The organism is Agrobacterium sp. 10T429 (genome assembly GCF_056393925.1).
The window spans coordinates 89303-106576 of record NZ_JBFTGV010000003.1 but is presented as its reverse complement, the minus strand read 5'-3'; the positions used below and the strand labels follow the sequence as shown (position 1 = coordinate 106576).

General features: G+C 60.4%; 16 protein-coding genes. 11 read left to right on the top strand and 5 right to left on the bottom strand.

The features are described from left to right. Nucleotides 1–144 precede the first annotated feature (144 nt). The 4 genes from AC1DCP_RS09885 (at nucleotide 145) to AC1DCP_RS09870 (ending at nucleotide 3763) form a co-directional block, all read left to right on the top strand. Nucleotides 145–1086 carry an ABC transporter permease gene (locus AC1DCP_RS09885; RefSeq protein ID WP_003510794.1) on the top strand — a complete coding sequence of 314 codons (942 nt, stop codon included), beginning with the start codon at nucleotides 145–147 and terminating at the stop codon, nucleotides 1084–1086. Continuing rightward, on the top strand, nucleotides 1086–1961 hold the full coding sequence (locus AC1DCP_RS09880) for an ABC transporter permease (protein WP_019564634.1): 876 nt from the start codon (nucleotides 1086–1088) through the stop codon (nucleotides 1959–1961). Before AC1DCP_RS09885 ends, AC1DCP_RS09880 begins: the two co-directional genes overlap by 1 nt. Before the next feature lies 1 nt (nucleotide 1962). Further along, entirely contained in the window at nucleotides 1963–3186 is a 1224-nt protein-coding gene (locus AC1DCP_RS09875; protein WP_113291554.1) for an amidohydrolase/deacetylase family metallohydrolase, read from the top strand. Nucleotides 3187–3268: 82 nt separating this feature from the next. After that, nucleotides 3269–3763: a RidA family protein gene (locus AC1DCP_RS09870; protein WP_019564632.1), complete on the top strand. Its 495-nt coding sequence runs from the start codon at nucleotides 3269–3271 to the stop codon at nucleotides 3761–3763. Between the two features lie 6 nt (nucleotides 3764–3769). On the opposite strand, the gene AC1DCP_RS09865 is transcribed toward AC1DCP_RS09870, so the two are convergent. Further along, entirely contained in the window at nucleotides 3770–4606 is an 837-nt protein-coding gene (locus AC1DCP_RS09865; protein WP_162691379.1) for an IclR family transcriptional regulator, read from the bottom strand. Nucleotides 4607–4695: 89 nt separating this feature from the next. Here AC1DCP_RS09865 and AC1DCP_RS09860 point away from each other — a divergent pair, with 89 nt between their 5' ends. Both AC1DCP_RS09860 and AC1DCP_RS09855 read left to right on the top strand, forming a co-directional pair. Continuing rightward, complete coding sequence (locus AC1DCP_RS09860) at nucleotides 4696–5892, top strand: aminotransferase class V-fold PLP-dependent enzyme (protein ID WP_413373097.1); 1197 nt, start codon at nucleotides 4696–4698, stop codon at nucleotides 5890–5892. A gap of 48 nt (nucleotides 5893–5940) precedes the next feature. Continuing rightward, a complete protein-coding gene (locus AC1DCP_RS09855; protein ID WP_413373099.1) occupies nucleotides 5941–7776 on the top strand; it encodes an ABC transporter ATP-binding protein in 1836 nt (611 codons plus the stop codon). A 6-nt stretch (nucleotides 7777–7782) separates the two neighbouring features. On the opposite strand, the gene AC1DCP_RS09850 is transcribed toward AC1DCP_RS09855, so the two are convergent. Beyond that, nucleotides 7783–8412, bottom strand: a complete 630-nt coding sequence (locus tag AC1DCP_RS09850) for a glutathione S-transferase family protein (RefSeq protein WP_112152938.1) — start codon at nucleotides 8410–8412, stop codon at nucleotides 7783–7785. Nucleotide 8413: 1 nt separating this feature from the next. Beyond that, entirely contained in the window at nucleotides 8414–8779 is a 366-nt protein-coding gene (locus AC1DCP_RS09845) for an ArsR/SmtB family transcription factor (protein WP_003510774.1), read from the bottom strand. A gap of 212 nt (nucleotides 8780–8991) precedes the next feature. On the opposite strand from AC1DCP_RS09845, the gene AC1DCP_RS09840 reads away from it, so the two are divergent. From AC1DCP_RS09840 to AC1DCP_RS09825, 4 genes are read left to right on the top strand one after another with little or no spacing between them, the layout of a single operon-like run. Next, on the top strand, nucleotides 8992–9858 hold the full coding sequence (locus AC1DCP_RS09840; protein ID WP_413373102.1) for an ABC transporter substrate-binding protein: 867 nt from the start codon (nucleotides 8992–8994) through the stop codon (nucleotides 9856–9858). Next, nucleotides 9855–10982: an LLM class flavin-dependent oxidoreductase gene (locus AC1DCP_RS09835; protein ID WP_112201040.1), complete on the top strand. Its 1128-nt coding sequence runs from the start codon at nucleotides 9855–9857 to the stop codon at nucleotides 10980–10982. The genes AC1DCP_RS09840 and AC1DCP_RS09835 overlap by 4 nt, the downstream gene beginning before the upstream one ends. Before the next feature lie 31 nt (nucleotides 10983–11013). Further along, on the top strand, nucleotides 11014–12846 hold the full coding sequence (locus tag AC1DCP_RS09830) for a TRAP transporter large permease (protein ID WP_112201039.1): 1833 nt from the start codon (nucleotides 11014–11016) through the stop codon (nucleotides 12844–12846). Nucleotides 12847–12862: 16 nt separating this feature from the next. Beyond that, nucleotides 12863–13861, top strand: a complete 999-nt coding sequence (locus AC1DCP_RS09825) for a TRAP transporter substrate-binding protein (protein WP_112152934.1) — start codon at nucleotides 12863–12865, stop codon at nucleotides 13859–13861. A gap of 57 nt (nucleotides 13862–13918) precedes the next feature. Here the strand turns inward: AC1DCP_RS09825 and AC1DCP_RS09820 are convergent, their stop codons facing one another. After that, entirely contained in the window at nucleotides 13919–15430 is a 1512-nt protein-coding gene (locus AC1DCP_RS09820; protein ID WP_013761523.1) for an aldehyde dehydrogenase (NADP(+)), read from the bottom strand. A 245-nt stretch (nucleotides 15431–15675) separates the two neighbouring features. Here AC1DCP_RS09820 and AC1DCP_RS09815 point away from each other — a divergent pair, with 245 nt between their 5' ends. Beyond that, complete coding sequence (locus AC1DCP_RS09815) at nucleotides 15676–16029, top strand: antibiotic resistance protein VanZ (RefSeq protein ID WP_034501960.1); 354 nt, start codon at nucleotides 15676–15678, stop codon at nucleotides 16027–16029. Between the two features lie 28 nt (nucleotides 16030–16057). Here AC1DCP_RS09815 and uxuA read toward each other — a convergent pair whose 3' ends face one another. Continuing rightward, complete coding sequence (uxuA, locus tag AC1DCP_RS09810) at nucleotides 16058–17266, bottom strand: mannonate dehydratase (RefSeq protein ID WP_112153971.1); 1209 nt, start codon at nucleotides 17264–17266, stop codon at nucleotides 16058–16060. Nucleotides 17267–17274 lie beyond the last annotated feature (8 nt).

Below are 17274 nucleotides of genomic sequence, written 5' to 3'. Positions count from 1 at the left end.
GCGGTGGCTGGATGCCGGATCAGATCCGGCATGACGGAGGCGGGAGTCTTCCAGCCATGAGCGCCGGGTTTACCGGCACTCGTCGACAACTCTGTTCAACCGTCGCCTGAGAGCGGCCCATCACGCGCTTCGGAGCATTCATACGTGATACGGTATATTTTCCAGAGACTTGCCGGAATGATCGTGGTGATGTTTCTCGTCGTCACCATCGTTTTCATCATCCTGCGCGTCACGCCCGGGGATCCGGCGGCGGTGATGCTCGGGCCGGACGCTTCGGCACAGGACATCGCGGAGTTGCGCACCAGACTTGGCCTAGATCAGTCGCTTGGCGTGCAATATGTCTACTATATCGGGCAATTGCTGCGCGGCGATCTCGGCCAGTCGATCTTCCTCAACATGCCGGTTGGATCGGCGCTTCTGGATCGGGCGGAACCGACCTTCTTCCTGACGATCTTTTCGCTGTTGATCGCCAGTGCCATCGCGCTTCCCATCGGCATCTATGCCGCTTACCGGCGCGGTTCCTTCGTGGATCAGGCAGCGACAACCATTGCGATGCTGGCGGCGAGCATTCCGAGCTTCTGGCTTGGCCTGATCCTCATGCAGTTCTTCGCCGTCCGGCTCGATATGTTTCCGGTGTCGGGATATGGCGGTCCGGGCGCAAGCTTCCTCGAGCGCATGTATCACCTAACCTTGCCGGCCATCGCACTCGGCCTCGTTTCTTCCGCCCTCATTCTGCGCTTTACCCGCGCCTCGATGCTGGACGTTCTCGGCGACGACTACGTCCGCACCGCCAGAGCCAAGGGCGTCAAGGAACGCCGGGTGGTGATGAAACACGCGCTGAAGAACGCACTCATCCCCATCCTCACCGTGCTTGGTCTCACCGCCGCCGTGCTGATTTCCGGCGCGGTCGTTACGGAAACCGTGTTTGGCCTGCCGGGCGTAGGCAATCTCGTCGTGTCAGCCGTCTTGAGGCGCGATTATCCGGTCATTCAGGGCGCGCTTCTCGTCATCGCCGGGCTTTACGTGCTCATCAATTTTGCCATCGACATGCTGTATCTGCTGGTCGATCCGAGGGTTCGTTACTGATGGCCGATATCACCTCCACCGCCCAGCCGGCGCGCAACCCGACCATCCTGTTCATTCGGCGTCTGTTGAAGCGCAAGACGGTCGCAGCCGGTCTGATCGTGCTGCTCGTCTTCGTGCTGCTCGCCGTTTTCGCGCCGATGATCGCGCCTTATTCGCCGTCGAAACTGTCGATCGTCAACCGTCTGAAACCGCCGAGCGAACTCTACTGGTTCGGCACCGACGAGTTCGGCCGTGACGTTTTTTCCCGTACCATCTTTGCGGGAAGGCTGTCGCTTCTGGTCGGGGCCGCCGTGGTGGCGCTGTCGGCGTTGATCGGCATCACGCTCGGCCTGCTTGCCGGTTTCTTCCAGAAGCTGGATACGCCGATCGCGCGACTGATCGATGCCATGATGGCGTTTCCGGATATTTTGCTGGCCATCGCGCTAGTGGCCGCACTCGGGCCGTCGCTGACGACGGTAATCATTGCACTTGCCGTCGTTTATTCGCCGCGCCTTGCCCGCATCGTGCGCGCCTCGACGCTGGTTATCCGGGAATTGCCCTATGTGGAGGCGGCCAAGGCGCTCGGCATCTCCACCTTCCACATCATGACGCGGCATGTGCTGCGCAATCTGATCTCGCCGATCCTCGTGCAGTGCACCTTCCTTTTCGCCAGCGCCATGTTGGCCGAGGCCGGCCTTTCATTTTTGGGGCTGGGTGTCAGCCCCGAAATTCCGACCTGGGGAACCATGATCTCTGCCGGCCGCCAATATATCGGCCAGGCGGACTGGATGACCTATTTCCCCGGCTTTGCCATCATTCTTTCCGTGCTCTCGCTGCAAATGGTCGGCGACGGGCTGCGGGACATGCTCGACCCAAGACTGCGAAGGGATTTGTAATATGACGTCCGGTGAACAGGCAAAAACGCCTCTTCAAGCTCCCATTCTTCTCTCCAATGTGAAACCCGTCGGCTTCGAAAAGGGGGGGGCACAGGCCCAGACCGATATCCTGATCGGCGGCGATGGCAAGGTCGTGGCGGTTGGGCCTGCCCTTCAGGCGCCGGCGGATGCGCAGCGCATCGACGCAAAGGGCGCATTCGTCTCGCCCGGCTGGGTGGATCTGCACGTGCATATCTGGCATGGCGGCACCGATATCTCCATCCGCCCGTCAGAATGCGGGGCCGAGCGCGGCGTGACGACGCTGGTGGATGCCGGTTCGGCGGGGGAAGCAAATTTCCACGGTTTTCGCGAATATATCATCGAACCATCGAAGGAACGCATCAAGGCCTTCCTCAATCTCGGCTCCATCGGGCTTGTCGCCTGCAACCGGGTGCCGGAACTGCGCGATATCAAGGATATCGACCTCGACCGCATCCTTGAATGTTATGCAGAGAACAGCGAACATATCGTTGGCCTCAAGGTGCGGGCGAGCCATGTCATTACGGGTTCTTGGGGTGTTACGCCGGTCAAACTCGGCAAGAAGATCGCCAAGATCCTGAAAGTGCCGATGATGGTGCATGTGGGTGAACCGCCTGCGCTCTACGATGAGGTGCTGGAAATTCTCGGTCCCGGCGATGTCGTGACCCATTGCTTCAACGGCAAGTCCGGCTCCAGCATCATGGAAGACGAGGACCTGTTCAACCTTGCGGAGCGCTGCGCCGGGGAAGGCATCCGGCTGGATATCGGCCACGGCGGTGCATCCTTCTCCTTCAAGGTGGCGGAAGCGGCGATCGCGCGCGGCCTTTTGCCCTTCTCGATCTCCACGGATTTGCATGGCCATTCGATGAATTTCCCCGTCTGGGATCTGGCGACGACCATGTCGAAGCTGCTTTCGGTCGATATGCCTTTCGAAAATGTCGTCGAGGCCGTCACCCGCAATCCGGCCTCCATCATCCGCCTCGACATGGAAAACCGCCTCGATGTTGGCCAGCGTGCGGATTTCACGGTTTTCGATCTTGTCGATGCCGATCTGGAGGCGACCGATTCCAATGGCGACGTTTCGCGTCTCAAGCGGCTGTTCGAGCCGCGCTATGCGGTGATCGGTGCGGAGGCCATTGCCGCCAGCCGTTATGTCCCAAGAGCGCGCAAGCTCGTGCGCCACAGCCATGGCTATTCCTGGCGCTGAACCGACTGGAGCGGCGGGGAGGGATGCTCTCCGTCTTCCGCAAAGAATAGGGATACCCGTCCCGGTATTATGAGGAATTCGCGTGAAACAGTCTTCGCTTGAGGCAGATGGGCGTCATTCGCCCTACGACCGGCTTGCCGCGCTCGGCATCTCGCTGCCGCCGCCACCGCCGCCGATCGCCAATTTCGTCACGCATGTGGTGGAAGGCAACATGCTCTATCTTTCGGGGCAGGGCCCGAGGGAGGAGAACGGACACCTGTACGCCGGCAAGGTCGGAGCCGAGATCGGGCTGGACGAGGCGTACCAGCATGCGCGTTTAACCGGCATCAATCTTCTTGCCGTCATGCATGAGGCGCTTGGGGATCTGTCGCGGGTGAAGAAGGTGGTCAAGCTGCTGGGCATGGTCAATGCCGTCAGCGATTTCCGCGATCATCCAAGCGTCATCAACGGTTGTTCGGATCTCTTCATCGATGTGTTCGGCGATGCGGGGCAGCACGCCCGCTCCGCCGTGGGGTTCGGTTCGCTGCCGGGCAACATCACCGTCGAGATAGAAGCCATCATCGCCCTTAGGGATTGAGGCCGTTCAATGGTTGCGCCAGCCCATCAGCTTCTCGATCCTTTCGGCCGAAACCCTGACCTGTTCGGTATAGTGGTTTTCGTCCGCCAGCACCTTCTGTTCCGGCAGCACGATGGAGATCGTCGCCACGCATTCTCCATTGGTGTCGCAGATCGGCGAGGCGATGCAGGCAACAGCGTAGTCGGATTCCGCAACCTGTATCGACAGCCGGTCACGGAACGCCGTGCCTGCCGATTGAGAAAGCGCTTCCGGATTGATTTCCGCACGGCCGGTGGGCGACGTGCGGGCGCAGCGTTTGAAAAGCTCGACGCGCTCCTCTTCCGGCAGATGGCCAACGAGCAGGCGGCCGGATGCCGTCCAGTTCAATGGAACACGGGTGCCGACGCGCGAGGCAACCTGGAAATGGCTGGGGCCATCCGCCATGGCGAGCACCAGCATATGGTCACCGTCGCGACCGCAAAGCTGCACCGTCTCACCCGCATGGCGGCACAGATCATGCATTTCGTGGGTGGCGACACCCATGAAATCCAGCGAGCGGGCATAGGCAAGGCCGTAGTGATAAAGCCGTGCGCCGAGCCATATGTTACCTTCGGCGTTGCGCGCCAACATGTTCTTTTCGACCAGATCGTCAACGATCACATAGACGGTGGAAAGTGGCGCCTTGATCGCCTTGGCAATGGCGTAAGCGCCAGCTGGCGATCCGGTTTCGTAAAGGTAATCAATCACCTGAAGAGCGCGATCAATGCCGCTGACACGCGAGCGCTTGGCCACCTTCGCGTCCGGGTTTTCCTTGCTCGCGGACAAGGCGTGTGAAGACAATTCGTCCAGTTTATGGGCGTCCAATTTCGGGCTCCTCATGAATTTTGAGAAGCTATTACATTATTATGGCATATATGTCGATGCCTATCGCATCGCAAAGACAGGAGAAAGACATGACCGAGGATATCAGAAGCAGGATCGGCCTTCGCCCGGTCATCAACGTCTCGGGCACCATGACGTCGCTCGGTGCTTCCGTCGTCGTTCCAGAGGCGGTGCAGGCCATGGCGGCGATCCTGCCGCAATTCGTAGAGATCAACGATCTGCAGCGCAAGGCAAGCGCGATCATCGCGAGACTGACGGGCGGCGAGGCTGGTTTCGTCACTGCTTCCTGCTCTTCCGGCATCAGCCTTGCTGTTGCCGGCGCCATCACCGGCAACAATCTCCTGGCCATCGAAAAGCTGCCTGATATCGCACCGGAAAAGAACGAAGTGCTGGTGCAGATGGGGCATGTGGTGAGCTACGGCGCGCCGGTGGATCAGGCGATCCGGCTTGGCGGCGGCAAGGTGGTGCTGGTCGGGCAGGCCACATCGACCCATCGCTTCCACATGGAAAACGCCATCACCGAAAAGACGGCGGCGGCGGTCTATGTCATCTCGCACCATGTCGTGAATTACGGCCTGCTGCATCTTTCCGAATTCGTAGAGATCGCCCATGCCAAGGGTGTTCCGGTTATCGTGGATGCGGCGTCCGAATATGATCTGGAGCTGTTTCTGGCCACCGGCGCAGATATTGTACTCTATTCCGGCCACAAGTTTCTCGGCGGCCCCACCTCCGGCATCGTGGCCGGAAGTAAGGAACTGGTGCGCCACGCCTTCCTGCAAAATATGGGCATTGGCCGCGGCATGAAGGTCGGCAAGGAAAGCATCTATGGCGTTATGGCGGCACTGGAAGCCTGGGAAAAGCGCGACCATGCCGGCATCCGTGAGCGCGAGACCGGATATCTCAATCTCTGGAAGGAAACGCTGGATGGCCGCCCGGGCGTGACCGCGCTCATCGAGCCGGATCCGACCAATAACCCGCTCGACAGGCTGCGCGTGATCATCGATGCCGAAGAAGCGCATATCACTGCCTGGGACCTGACGACGGCGTTGGCCAGGGGCAATCCTCCCATCATCACCCGCGACCACGAGGTAGAGCATCGCTATTTCTATCTCGACCCATGCAATCTGCATCCCGGACAGGAAACCATCGTGGCGTCTCGTCTGGCCGAGGAACTGGACAAGGCGCGTGCCTCCAACGAGGTGATTGCAACACCTTTCGAAGACCGGAGCCGACACCGCTTCGACGGCATGCTGCGCTGGCCGGACTAGGCTTGACCGCTTGCGCCGCCAAAACCTAACGACAAGAAGGGAACGATCATGACCATGCCGCAGGCCGCACCCGTTGGTGCCGAAGATGCCGTGCTTTCCGTCCGCAATCTCACCACGTCCTTTCACGTGGATGGCGGCTGGAAACCCGTGGTTCGTGATATTTCCTTTGATGTCGGGCCGGGTGAAACGGTCGCGATCGTCGGTGAAAGCGGTTCGGGTAAAAGCGTTACCTCCCTCTCCATCATGCGGCTGCTGGATCGTGAAAGCAGCAGGGTGGAGGGTGAAATCCTGCTTGGAGGACGCAACCTGCTGTCCCTCTCCGAAGATGCCATGCGGCAGGTGAGGGGAAACGAGGTCGCCATGATCTTTCAGGAGCCGATGACCAGCCTCAATCCGCTGTTCACCATCGGCGACCAGATTTCCGAGGCCTTGTTATGCCACCAGCCGATGTCGAAAACCGAAGCGAGGGCGGAGACGGTTCGGCTGCTCGAAAAGGTCCGTATTCCTTCAGCCGCATCGCGTTTCGATGAATATCCGCATCGCTTTTCCGGCGGCATGCGCCAGCGCGTGATGATCGCCATGGCGCTTGCATCCCGGCCGAAGCTGCTGATCGCCGATGAGCCGACGACCGCACTCGACGTGACCATTCAGGGCCAGATCCTTGACCTCATCAAGACGCTTCAGGAGGAGGAAGGCACGTCGGTTCTGTTCATCACCCATGACATGGGCGTGGTGGCTGAGATCGCCGATCGTACCGTTGTCATGTATCGCGGCGAGCAGGTGGAAGTTGGCGCGACCGCTGATATCTTTCATCGCGGCAAGCATCCCTATACCCGCGCGCTTTTGTCCGCCGTTCCGGTTCTGGGTTCCATGACGGGTGAGGAAAGACCGCTCAGGTTTCCCATCGTCAACACCACCACAGGCGAAACGCAGCAGCCGGCGCGGCCCGGCGATACCGTTGACGCGAGTGCCCAGCCGGTGCTCAAGGTAGAAGGGCTGACCAAGCGCTTCGATATTCACTCCGGCCTTTTGGGGCGGCTCAGCGGCCGCGTGCATGCGGTGGAGAATGTGTCCTTTGATCTCAGGGCCGGCGAGACATTGTCGTTGGTCGGCGAAAGCGGTTGCGGCAAATCGACCACCGGGCGCGCCATCATGCGGCTGATCGAGCCGGATGCCGGCTCAGTGATGGTTAATGGCGAGAATATTCTCGCCCTCGACAAATCAGGCATGCGCGAGATGCGCAAAACGGTGCAGATGATCTTTCAGGACCCCTATGCCTCGCTCAACCCGCGCATGACGGTGGGTGCGGCGATTGCCGAACCGTTTCTGGAGCACCGCATGGGAAACGCCCGCGAGGCAAAGGATGTTGTGGCCGATATGCTGGCGAAGGTCGGCCTTTCGCCCGATATGGCGGCGCGCTACCCTCATGAATTTTCCGGCGGCCAGCGTCAGCGTATCTGTATCGCCCGCGCGCTTGCGCTCCAGCCGAAGGTGATTGTCGCCGATGAGAGCGTTTCGGCGCTGGACGTTTCGATAAAGGCGCAGGTCATCAACCTGATGCTGGATCTGCAGCAAAGCCTCGATCTCGCCTTCCTGTTCATCAGCCATGACATGGCGGTGGTGGAGCGCGTCAGCCACCGGGTAGCGGTAATGTATCTCGGCGAGATCGTTGAAATCGGCCCGCGTGCGGCGGTGTTTGACAATCCGCAGCATGATTACACCCGCAAGCTGATGGCCGCCGTGCCGGTGCCGGACCCGGACCGCAGAAACACCCGGCGAAATGCCGCGAATGACGAGCTGAAAAGCCCGATCCGCGCGATCGATTACGTGGTGAAACCGCGTGAGTACCGTGAGGTCTCGCCCGGTCACCTTGTCGCCTGCTAAAGCGGGTTAAAGACCCGGTACATCGGATGTTGCGAAAGGCACGCGGTAACCGCGCCGGAAGGTTTCGCGCTGTCCGAGCTGGCGATACCATTGCTGTACCGCCGGAAAATCGTCGAGGTCAATTTTATGGCGCGCGAAACGCGAGACCCATGGCCAGATGGCGATATCGGCTATGGAAAAATCACCGGCGATGAATTCCCGGCCCGTCAGGCGCTGGTTCAGTGTGAGGTAGAGGCGCTCCGTATCCGAGGCGAAACGCGCCTCGGCAAAGGGTGCCTGTCCGGTATTGTAGGTCAGGAAATAATGGGCATAACCGAGTGTCGGGCCAAAATTGGCGGCCTGCCACATCAGCCATTCGGTGACTGCCAGCCGCGCAGCAGGGGAGGCAGGCAGAAGACGCCCGGCCTTTTCGGCGAGATAGATCAGAATCGCGTTCGATTCCGCTAGAACTGTGCCGTTATCGCGGTCGATGATTGCCGGGATTTTCGAGCCGGGATTGACGCGGGTATAGTCGGCTGAGAATTGTTCGCCTTTTTCAATGTCGATGGCGTGGCTGATATAGGGCAGGCCGAGTTCCTCCAGCGCAATCGAGATTTTCAGGCCGTTCGGGGTGATCCAGGTGTAGAGGTCGATCATGCTAATCGAACATCGCCTCATCTAGTGGCAAAGCTCGCCTGCCTTTCTTGCCGGTCACATCAGAAAGATCAGTATAAAGACCGCGCAATGTCGCAACGAGCTGGATGATGCGCGGGTCGGTGACGCGATAAATCACCTGTTTGCCTTCCCGCGAGCCCTCGATCACACCGGCATCGCGCAATTCGGCAAGCTGCTGGGAAAGTGTCGGTTGCTGAATGCCGAGCTCATATTCCAGTGCGGAAACGGAAGCCTCCGTTTCCATGAGATAACAGACGATGGCCAGGCGATTGGCGTTGGCGACAAGCTTTAAAAGCTCGCTCGCCTCCACCACGCTGCGGCAGATGAGATTGGAAACCGGTTTCGTCACGACTACAGGTCCATTTTTCAAACTATAAAAAAGTAAATTGTATTGCGATAAATTTCAATGGTTTGATTAGGCCGAGTTTGACCGTGTCAGGAAATTTTTTAAAATCTACAGGATTTATAGATTTCTCTTTCGCTTTCCCGCAGAGGATCGCCAAAACGTTCCTCGAAAACATTCTATAAAAAAGTAGATTGATTGAGAAATGAGGTGTCGACATGAAAATCGGGGTCCATCCCAACAATCTGCATTTGCGGCTCGCCCGGCTCTGGCCCGGCGCGTTTGATGAATTCGATCCGGAATTCGTGCCCTACCGCGAGGGGCGCGATACCGCAGCGCTTTTGGAAAAAGGCGAAATTCATTTCGGCGGCACGGGCTCGACGCCGCCAATCGAGGCGGATGCGCGGGGGCTTTCCGCAGCTTATATCGCTGCCTCGGCACCACGCCCCGCAAACGGCGCGATCCTCGTGGGGCGCGACAGCCCCATCCGCTCTGCGGCCGACCTTTCGGGAAAACGCATATCGCTGATTGACGGGTCTTTTCATACCTATCTTCTTGCGCGTAGCCTGGAAGGGGCGGGGCTTGGCCTTGCGGATGTAATACGCATCGAGAGCGGTGACAGCGATAGCCTGCGCGATCTCGTGGAAGGCCGCGTCGATGCCTGGGTGACGATGTCGCCACGGCTCGAAAAAGCCCTGACCCATGACGGGATCAGTCTTCTGGTCCGTTGCGGCTCCACCATTCCCAACCGTTCGCTGTTCTGGACGCTCGCGCGTCACACTGTGGCGCTGGAACAACGCGATGCGATTGCCGCCGAACTGGACCGCGTTGGCCGCGCCGTCATGGCGGATATAGACAGAGCCGCGGCCCTTCTTGCCGCCGAGCCAGGCAGCGAAGGCGATGCGCAGTCCTGGGCAAAGGTGCTGCGCTCACGCGATCTTTCGGTGGTGCCCGCCGCCGAAAATATCCTTGCCGAACAGCAGGAGGAGGCCGATACGCTTTACAGGCACGGCCATTTCTCTCTACCGGTTCTGACCGGGCAGAGACCGGCCCCACAATCAGGCAGCGCGGGAGGCGACAGATGAACGTTTTCTGGTACATGTGCGCGCCCGATGGCGCCTATCCCTGGCAACCGGAAGGATCCCGCAAGGTTGATCTCGGTTATTACAAGCAGCTTGCTCTTGCTTATGATCAGCTTGGTTACACAGGCGCCCTGTTTGCCACCGGCGCGCATGATGTCTGGGTTCTGGCTGGCGCGCTGCTTTCCTATACCGAGCGGCTGAAGTTTCTGGTCGCGATTCATCCGGGTCTTGTCGCGCCAACGCTGCTCGCCAAGATGGCGGCGACGCTTCAGGAATTTTCGCGCGGACGCCTGCTGATCAACGTCGTCTCGGGCGATGCCAAGATGCTCGGTGCATATGGCATGACCATGCCGCATGACGAACGCTACGATATGGCGGATGAATATCTGCAGATCTGGCATCGTCTTTTTGCCGGTGAGACGGTCGATTTCAAGGGCCGCCATTTCCAGACCGAGGGTGCGAAGCTCGCGCTGCCGGTGGGGCAAGGCATAGAGCCACCACCGCTATGGTTCGGCGGCTCTTCGGACAAGGCGATCGAGGTCGCCGCCAAACATGTCGAGACATATCTTTCCTGGGGTGAAACGCCCGATCAGATCGGCGCGAAGGTCGATCTCGTCAAGGCGCGGGCGGAGAAACTCGGCCGTGAGCTGGAATACGGTATTCGCCTGTACGTTATTGTCCGCGATACGGATGAAGAGGCATGGGCCGCCGCCGCCGATCTTTACGGGCGCATGGACGAGCGTGCCATTGCAGCCAACCAGCGTTTCGTCGGCAAGACCGATTCCGTCGGCCAGCAGCGCATGACGGCGATGCATGGTGGACAGAAGCCTGAGAACCTGCGTGATCTCGAAATTGCCCCCAATCTCTGGGCCGGCATCGGTCTTGTTCGGCCGGGACCGGGCACCGCAATTGTCGGCTCGCCCGATACGGTGATCCGCACGCTGGAGGCCTATAAAAAGGCGGGCGTGAATACCTTTATTCTGTCCGGCATGCCATTGCTGGAAGAGGCCTTCCGTTTCGGGGAAAAGGTTCTTCCGCGTCTTGATGTATCGCGGGAAGTCTCGTCAGCCAAACAATTCACCTGGTCGACCTTGTTCGACCGCGACCTCTCGGTAAAGGCATCGTAAACATGGCCTTCCGGGAGTGGAGAAAAAAGACATGACGGCTGGTCCGGCAACAACGATTGCACAACGGCGCATCGGCCCGCAGCGTGCGGCGGAGCGGGCGCTTGCCGTTCTGGACAAGGCGCTTGGCGCGGTCGCCGCCGCAATCCTTGCGACTCTTCTCGTGGTGGTCCTGGTCAATGTCACCCTGCGTTATCTGTTTCACACCGGCTTCATCGGTGCGGAAGATCTCGGCATCTGGCTGCATGTGGCGATGATCGCGGTCGGCGCGCCGCTCAGTCTCAAAAGCGCGCTTGCCATGCGGCTCGATGTTTTCGTGCGGTTTTTGCCTGAGCGGTTTCATGCCGCCACCGAAGTTCTGGCGGATGCCTTCTCCTTCATCGCAGCACTGATCCTCGCCTTCGGTGGCGTTGAAATCGCGGCGATGCTGGGTGGTACGTCTCCGACGCTCGGTCTGCCGGAATGGGTGCGTTTTGGCTTTCTGGGTGCAGGCGGCGCGTTGATCCTTCTTTACCTGGCGCTTCAGCGTGTCAGTGAGGGCAAGACATTTGCCGTTCTAGTGTCTCTCACCATTGCAATTGCGGCCTATGTCGGCCTGCCGGAAGTCTTCATAGATACGAGCCTGCCGCCCAGCCTATTTCTGGCGCTGACGGCGGCGGTGGGGCTGGTGCTGGCAGCACCGCTCGCCCATGCCTTTCTCGCCGCAGCCTATGTGGCGATCGCCTTCGGCAGTACCTTGCCGGAGCCGGCCATCGTTTCCTCAACGGTAACAGGCATGTCGAAATTCCTGCTGCTCGCCATCCCCTTCTTCCTGCTGGCCGGAAGCCTGCTGACGGAATCGGGGGTTGCCAACCAGCTGGTTCGGTTCGCCGCCTCCATGGTTGGACACCGCCGGGCAGGGCTGGCGCAGACGACGCTGTTGACCAGCGTGCTGTTTTCCGGCGCATCCGGTTCCTCTGTTGCCAACGCCGCCTTCGGCGCTTCAACCTTCCAGCCGGAACTGGTCAAACACGGCTATCCGCCGGCGCAGGCGGGCGCGATCATCGCTGCAACGTCGGTGCTCGACAATGTCATCCCGCCCTCCATTGCCTTTCTCATCCTTGCAACGGCTACCAACCTGTCGGTGGGCTCGTTGCTGGTTGGCGGCTTTTTCGCCGGTGGGCTGATGGCGATCTGCCTTGCGGTGGCTATCCATTGGAGCGTGCGCAGCGTCGATACCCTGCCGCGCGCCACGGGCACGGAACGCTGGCGCTCGGCTATCGCCGCCATACCCGCCTTCGGTCTCGGCGTCATCGTGGTGGTCGGCATCCGCATCGGCGTCGTCACCACCACGGAGGCGGCCGCACTTGCCGCACTCTACACGCTGCTTCTCGGCTTCGGGTACCGGCTGGGCGCGGGGCGTATCTTCGCAACTTTCCGGCAATCAGCCGGTGAGGCGGCGGCCATCGGTCTCCTTATCGGCACGGCAGGCCCCTTCGCCTTTCTTCTGGCGGTCGATAATGTCTCCGGCCTCGTCACGGATTTCGTGACATTGCTTGGCGGCAGCAAGATCGCGGTGCTTCTGCTTTCCAACCTCATCCTGCTCGTGGTGGGGCTGGTGCTGGATATCGGTGCGGCCATCCTGCTGTTTGGACCGATCCTGTTGCCCGCGGCCGTTGCGGCCGGCATCGATCCCATCCATTTCGGCGTCATTCTCGTGGTCAACCTGATGATCCATGGCCTCACACCACCGCTCGGCATGCTGATCTTCGTCGTCAGCGGTGTCACCCGCATTCCGGCGACAGCGCTATTCCAGGCCGTCGTTCCCTATCTCCTATCCCTTCTCGTTTCCCTCGCCATTCTGTGCGCCTGGGCCATTGTCTTCTAAATCCGGGGTTTTATTCATGACTATTATCGATCGTCGCAATCTCCTGAAACTCTCCGCTGCGGGTGCGGCAGCACTTGCCACGCCCGCCTTCGTGCGCAACGCAAATGCCAGGACCCGCAACATTACGGTCGCCTCCCTGTTCGCGGACGACAAGCCGGAGACGAAAATCTGGGTGAAGATCAGCGAGCTGGTGGAGGCAAAGCTGCCCGGCCGTTTCCGCTTCAACATCGTCAAGAGCGGTGCGCTGGGCGGCGAAAAGGAAGTGGCGGAAAATATCCGTCTCGGATCGGTTCAGGCGAGCCTTTCCACGGTCTCTTCGCTCTCCGGCTGGGTGCCGGAACTGCAAATCCTCGATCTGCCCTTCCTGTTCCGCGATGCAGACCATGTTCGCAAGGTGGTGACGGGCGAGACCGGCAGCGAGCTGAAGACCAAGCTTGGCGCGCAGCAATTCGTGGCCGTAGACTTCATCAACTACGGCGCCCGCCATCTCCTGACCAAGGAGCCGGTAACCCGGCCAGAGCAGCTCAACGGCAAGAAGATCCGCGTCATCCAGAGCCCGCTGCACACCAAGCTGTGGAGCGCCTTCGGCACCACGCCGGTCGGCATTCCCATCACCGAGACCTATAATGCACTGTCAACCGGCGTAGCCGACGCCATGGATCTGACGAAGTCCGCCTATGCCGGGTTCAAGCTTTACGAGGTTGTGCCCTACATGACCGAGACCGGCCATATCTGGGCATCGGGCGTGGTTTATTATGGTGCGGCTTTCTGGAGCCAGCTCGATGACGAAGAGAAGAAGGCCCTGACCGAAGCATCAAGCGAAGGCGCGCTCTATTTCAACCAGCTGATCGTCGAGGACGAGGCGAAGTCTGTGGAGCTTGCGATTTCGAAGGGCGGCAAGGTCTTGCAGCCCGAAGCCTTGGATGAGTGGCGCAAGGGGGCGCAGGGCGTCTGGCAGGATTTCGCCGGCACTGTCGGCGGCATCGAGAAAATACAGGCGATCCAGTCGGCCTGATACCGAAGCACTATTGTGAATGGGGAGGGCGCAGGAGCGCCCTCCCCATTTTTTTGATCAGCGGATATCCTGCGGCAGAACGTCCGAAGGAATATTCTGGTAGGAAACAGGGCGCGTGAAGCGGCGGATCGACATGGTACCGACCGAGGTCGCGCCGAAGTTCGTGGAAGCCGGGTAGGGGCCGCCGTGAACCATGGCTTCGGAGACTTCAACGCCGGTCGGGAAGCCGTTGGCGAGAACGCGGCCGGCCTTGCGCTCGAGGATCGGCAGCAGCTTGCGGCCGAGTTCGGCGTCACCTGCGTCAAGATGCATGGTCGCTGTCAGCTGACCTTCGAAGCTCTTTGCCACTTCGATCATTTCTTCAGCGCTGTCGACCGTCACGATCAGGCCGAGCGGTCCGAAGACTTCTTCGGCGAGCGCGTGGTTGGCAACCCAGTCCTTGCCCGAAACGCGGAACAGGTAAGGCGTTGCGTTACGCAGGTCGCAGGTGGTGGTCAAAACGTCGCGCACGCCGTTACCGGCTGCGATGCGGTCGCGACCGTCACGATAGGCAGCGGCGATACCGTCGGTCAGCATGACCTGCGGGCCGACTTCGGAAAGGGCCGCCCGTGCGGTTTCCGACACGGCATCCGCCTGCGAGGCAAGCACCACGGCAATGCCGGGATTGGTGCAGAACTGGCCAGCACCCATGGTGAGCGAACCTGCCCAGCCCTTGGCGATGGCTTCACCGCGCGCGGAAACGGCTTCCGGCAGCAGGAACATCGGGTTGACGGAACCGAGTTCGCCGAAGAACGGGATCGGTTCCGGACGCTGGGCGCAGAGATCGAACAGTGCGCGGCCACCGGCGAGCGAGCCGGTGAAGCCGACTGCCTTGATGCGCGGATGCTGGACGAGCGCGGAACCGACATCGCGGCGGCCGCCCTGGATCAGCGAGAAGACGCCGGGATGCAGATTGTGCTTCTTGACGGCGGCGAGAACGGCCTCGGCAATGATTTCACCGGTGCCGGGATGGGCGGAATGACCCTTGACCACAACCGGGCAGCCGGCTGCGAGAGCGGCGGCGGTATCGCCACCGGCGGTCGAGAAGGCGAGCGGGAAGTTGGACGCACCGAAGACCGCAACGGGGCCGATCGGACGCTGCATCAGACGGATATCCGGGCGCGGCAGCGGCTGGCGGTCAGGCAGCGCTTCGTCGTGGCGGCGGTCGAGATAGTCGCCCTTGCGGATATGCGATGCGAAAAGGCGAAGCTGTCCGGTGGTGCGGCCGCGTTCACCCTGCAGGCGTCCTGCGGGCAGGCCGGTCTCGGACGTGCCGATTTCAGTGATGGCGTCGGCGCGGGCCTCGATCTCATCGGCGATGGTGTCGAGGAATGCGGCGCGCTCTTCGCGGGTCGTGTAGCCGTAGCTCCAGAAAGCCTCTTCGGCTGCTTCTGCGGCCGCATTCACCAGATCGACGGTGCCGACCGAAAAATCGAAAGCTTCGCCATGTGCAGGCTCGCTGCGGAATTTCGCTTCCGTGGCGACCCATTCTCCTGCAACCAGATGTTTGCCGTGCGGCTTGAAACTCATTGTGCTCTTCCCTGAAAATCTGATCCTGTGTGGAAAATCCACCCGATACCGTAAAACCGGACCGAAGGGCGACAGCCTGAAAGGCCATCAGCCGCGATCCTTGTCCGGTTGCCCTCTGCCTTAGCCCGAGTAAGGCTTCAGCGAAAGCCGGATTGTGCAGTATCTGTCCAAAAAGTGTGATTTATTGGGCGGTGGAAGAAAAAGACGATCTTCCGTTTATGCGCGCAGCGCTCTATTGTGACGTCATGATGACAAATAGACTTCCGAAATACATCGCCTGGTCGGTTCTGCTGCTGATCGTGATCGTTACAGTTTGCCCGATCGGGCTTCGGCCGCATACGCTGACGACCGTCGGCATCGACCGCGCCGCCGCCTTTGCCTTCTGTTCGGCTGCCTTCGTGCTGGCCTATCCGCGTTACTGGCTTGCCATCATTGTCGCGGGTGTCGTGGCGGCTTTCGGCATCGAGGCGCTGCAATTTCTGTCGCCCACACGGCATCCGCATATGACAGATGCAGTTGTGAAAGCCGTTGGCGCCATTGCCGGTGGGCTTGCCGCCTTTTCGTATCTTCAATTCAGGACGCGATTGACCGCAAGCTAAGAGGCTGCCGGCAGCCAATCGTGTCGGCTTAATTCGCCTGCTTCGCCAATCCGAAACGGCCATGCGACAGCGTGCGCTCGATGCCGCGAAGCTCTGCCAGCCCCTTCAATCGGCCGATGGCGGGATAACCCGGCTGCGCCCCGCGCGTCAGGTCATCAAGGATTTCCTGGCCATGGTCGGGCCGCATCGGAATGGTGTGGTCTGCACGGCCCTCCGCACGACGGCGGGATTCTTCCGACAGAAGTACTGCGATAACGGCGACCATATCCGTTCCACCTTCCAGATGCTCGTCCTCGAAGAAGGAGCAGGGCACGGTGTCCGTGTCGCGCGTGACGTTGCGCAGATGCACGAAATGGATGCGGTCTGCAAAACGGCTGGCGATGAAGGGCAGGTCGTTATCCGCCCGCGCGCCGAGCGAGCCGGTGCAGAGCGTAACACCATTGGCCCGGCTGTCGACTTGCGAGAGCATATGGGCGTAGTCGGACTCCGTTGAAAGAATACGCGGCAGGCCGAGCAGCGGCCATGGGGGATCGTCGCCGTGGGCGCAGATGTTGATGCCGACCTCTTCCGCGACCGGCGTCACTTCCGACAGAAAGTTGATCAGGTTCTGCTGCAGTTTTTCGCGGTTTATGCCGTGATATGAGCGCAGCTTTTCGAGAAGCTGGCTGAGCGTGTAACCATCCGCCGAACCCGGCAGGCCCGCGCCGATATTACGTCCGAGTGCGGCGATCTTCGTATCCGGCATGTCGGCGAAACATTTTGCCGCTTCCTCGATCAGCCACTCCGGATAATCGCCCTTTGCGTCGGGGCGTTTGAGAATGTGAATGTCGAAGGCGGCGAAATCGGAAAGGTCAAAACGCATGGCTTTTGCGCCGTGCTTCGTTTCCCAGCGCAGATCGGTGCGGGTCCAGTCCAGCACCGGCATGAAATTGTAGCAGACGGTGCGAATGCCCGTGGCGGAGAGGCGGCGCAGCGTCTCCTGCCAGTTGGCGATATGGTTTTTCCAGTCGCCCGTCTGGGTTTTGATCTCCTCGGAGACCGGCACGCTTTCCACCACGTCCCAATACAGCCCACCGGCCTTGATCGCCTCATGCCGTTTGGCGATCTCGTCCACCGGCCAGACATCGCCGGTGGCGATGTGGTGCAGCGCGCTTACGATGCCTTCCGCCCCTGCCTGAGCCGCATCCTGAACCGTGACCTTGTCCACCGGGCCGAACCAGCGCCATGTATGTCTCATTTTTTATC

What these genes read in the sequence shown, in the direction of transcription:
- AC1DCP_RS09880 (WP_019564634.1), top strand. Translation starts at nt 1,086, where the DNA reads ATGGCCGATATCACCTCCACCGCCCAGCCGGCGCGCAACCCGACCATC.
- AC1DCP_RS09875 (WP_113291554.1), top strand. Translation starts at nt 1,963, where the DNA reads ATGACGTCCGGTGAACAGGCAAAAACGCCTCTTCAAGCTCCCATTCTT.
- AC1DCP_RS09860 (WP_413373097.1), top strand. Translation starts at nt 4,696, where the DNA reads ATGACCGAGGATATCAGAAGCAGGATCGGCCTTCGCCCGGTCATCAAC.
- AC1DCP_RS09855 (WP_413373099.1), top strand. Translation starts at nt 5,941, where the DNA reads ATGACCATGCCGCAGGCCGCACCCGTTGGTGCCGAAGATGCCGTGCTT.
- AC1DCP_RS09850 (WP_112152938.1), bottom strand. Translation starts at nt 8,412, where the DNA reads ATGATCGACCTCTACACCTGGATCACCCCGAACGGCCTGAAAATCTCG.
- AC1DCP_RS09840 (WP_413373102.1), top strand. Translation starts at nt 8,992, where the DNA reads ATGAAAATCGGGGTCCATCCCAACAATCTGCATTTGCGGCTCGCCCGG.
- AC1DCP_RS09835 (WP_112201040.1), top strand. Translation starts at nt 9,855, where the DNA reads ATGAACGTTTTCTGGTACATGTGCGCGCCCGATGGCGCCTATCCCTGG.
- AC1DCP_RS09830 (WP_112201039.1), top strand. Translation starts at nt 11,014, where the DNA reads ATGACGGCTGGTCCGGCAACAACGATTGCACAACGGCGCATCGGCCCG.
- AC1DCP_RS09825 (WP_112152934.1), top strand. Translation starts at nt 12,863, where the DNA reads ATGACTATTATCGATCGTCGCAATCTCCTGAAACTCTCCGCTGCGGGT.
- AC1DCP_RS09820 (WP_013761523.1), bottom strand. Translation starts at nt 15,430, where the DNA reads ATGAGTTTCAAGCCGCACGGCAAACATCTGGTTGCAGGAGAATGGGTC.
- AC1DCP_RS09815 (WP_034501960.1), top strand. Translation starts at nt 15,676, where the DNA reads ATGATGACAAATAGACTTCCGAAATACATCGCCTGGTCGGTTCTGCTG.
- uxuA (WP_112153971.1), bottom strand. Translation starts at nt 17,266, where the DNA reads ATGAGACATACATGGCGCTGGTTCGGCCCGGTGGACAAGGTCACGGTT.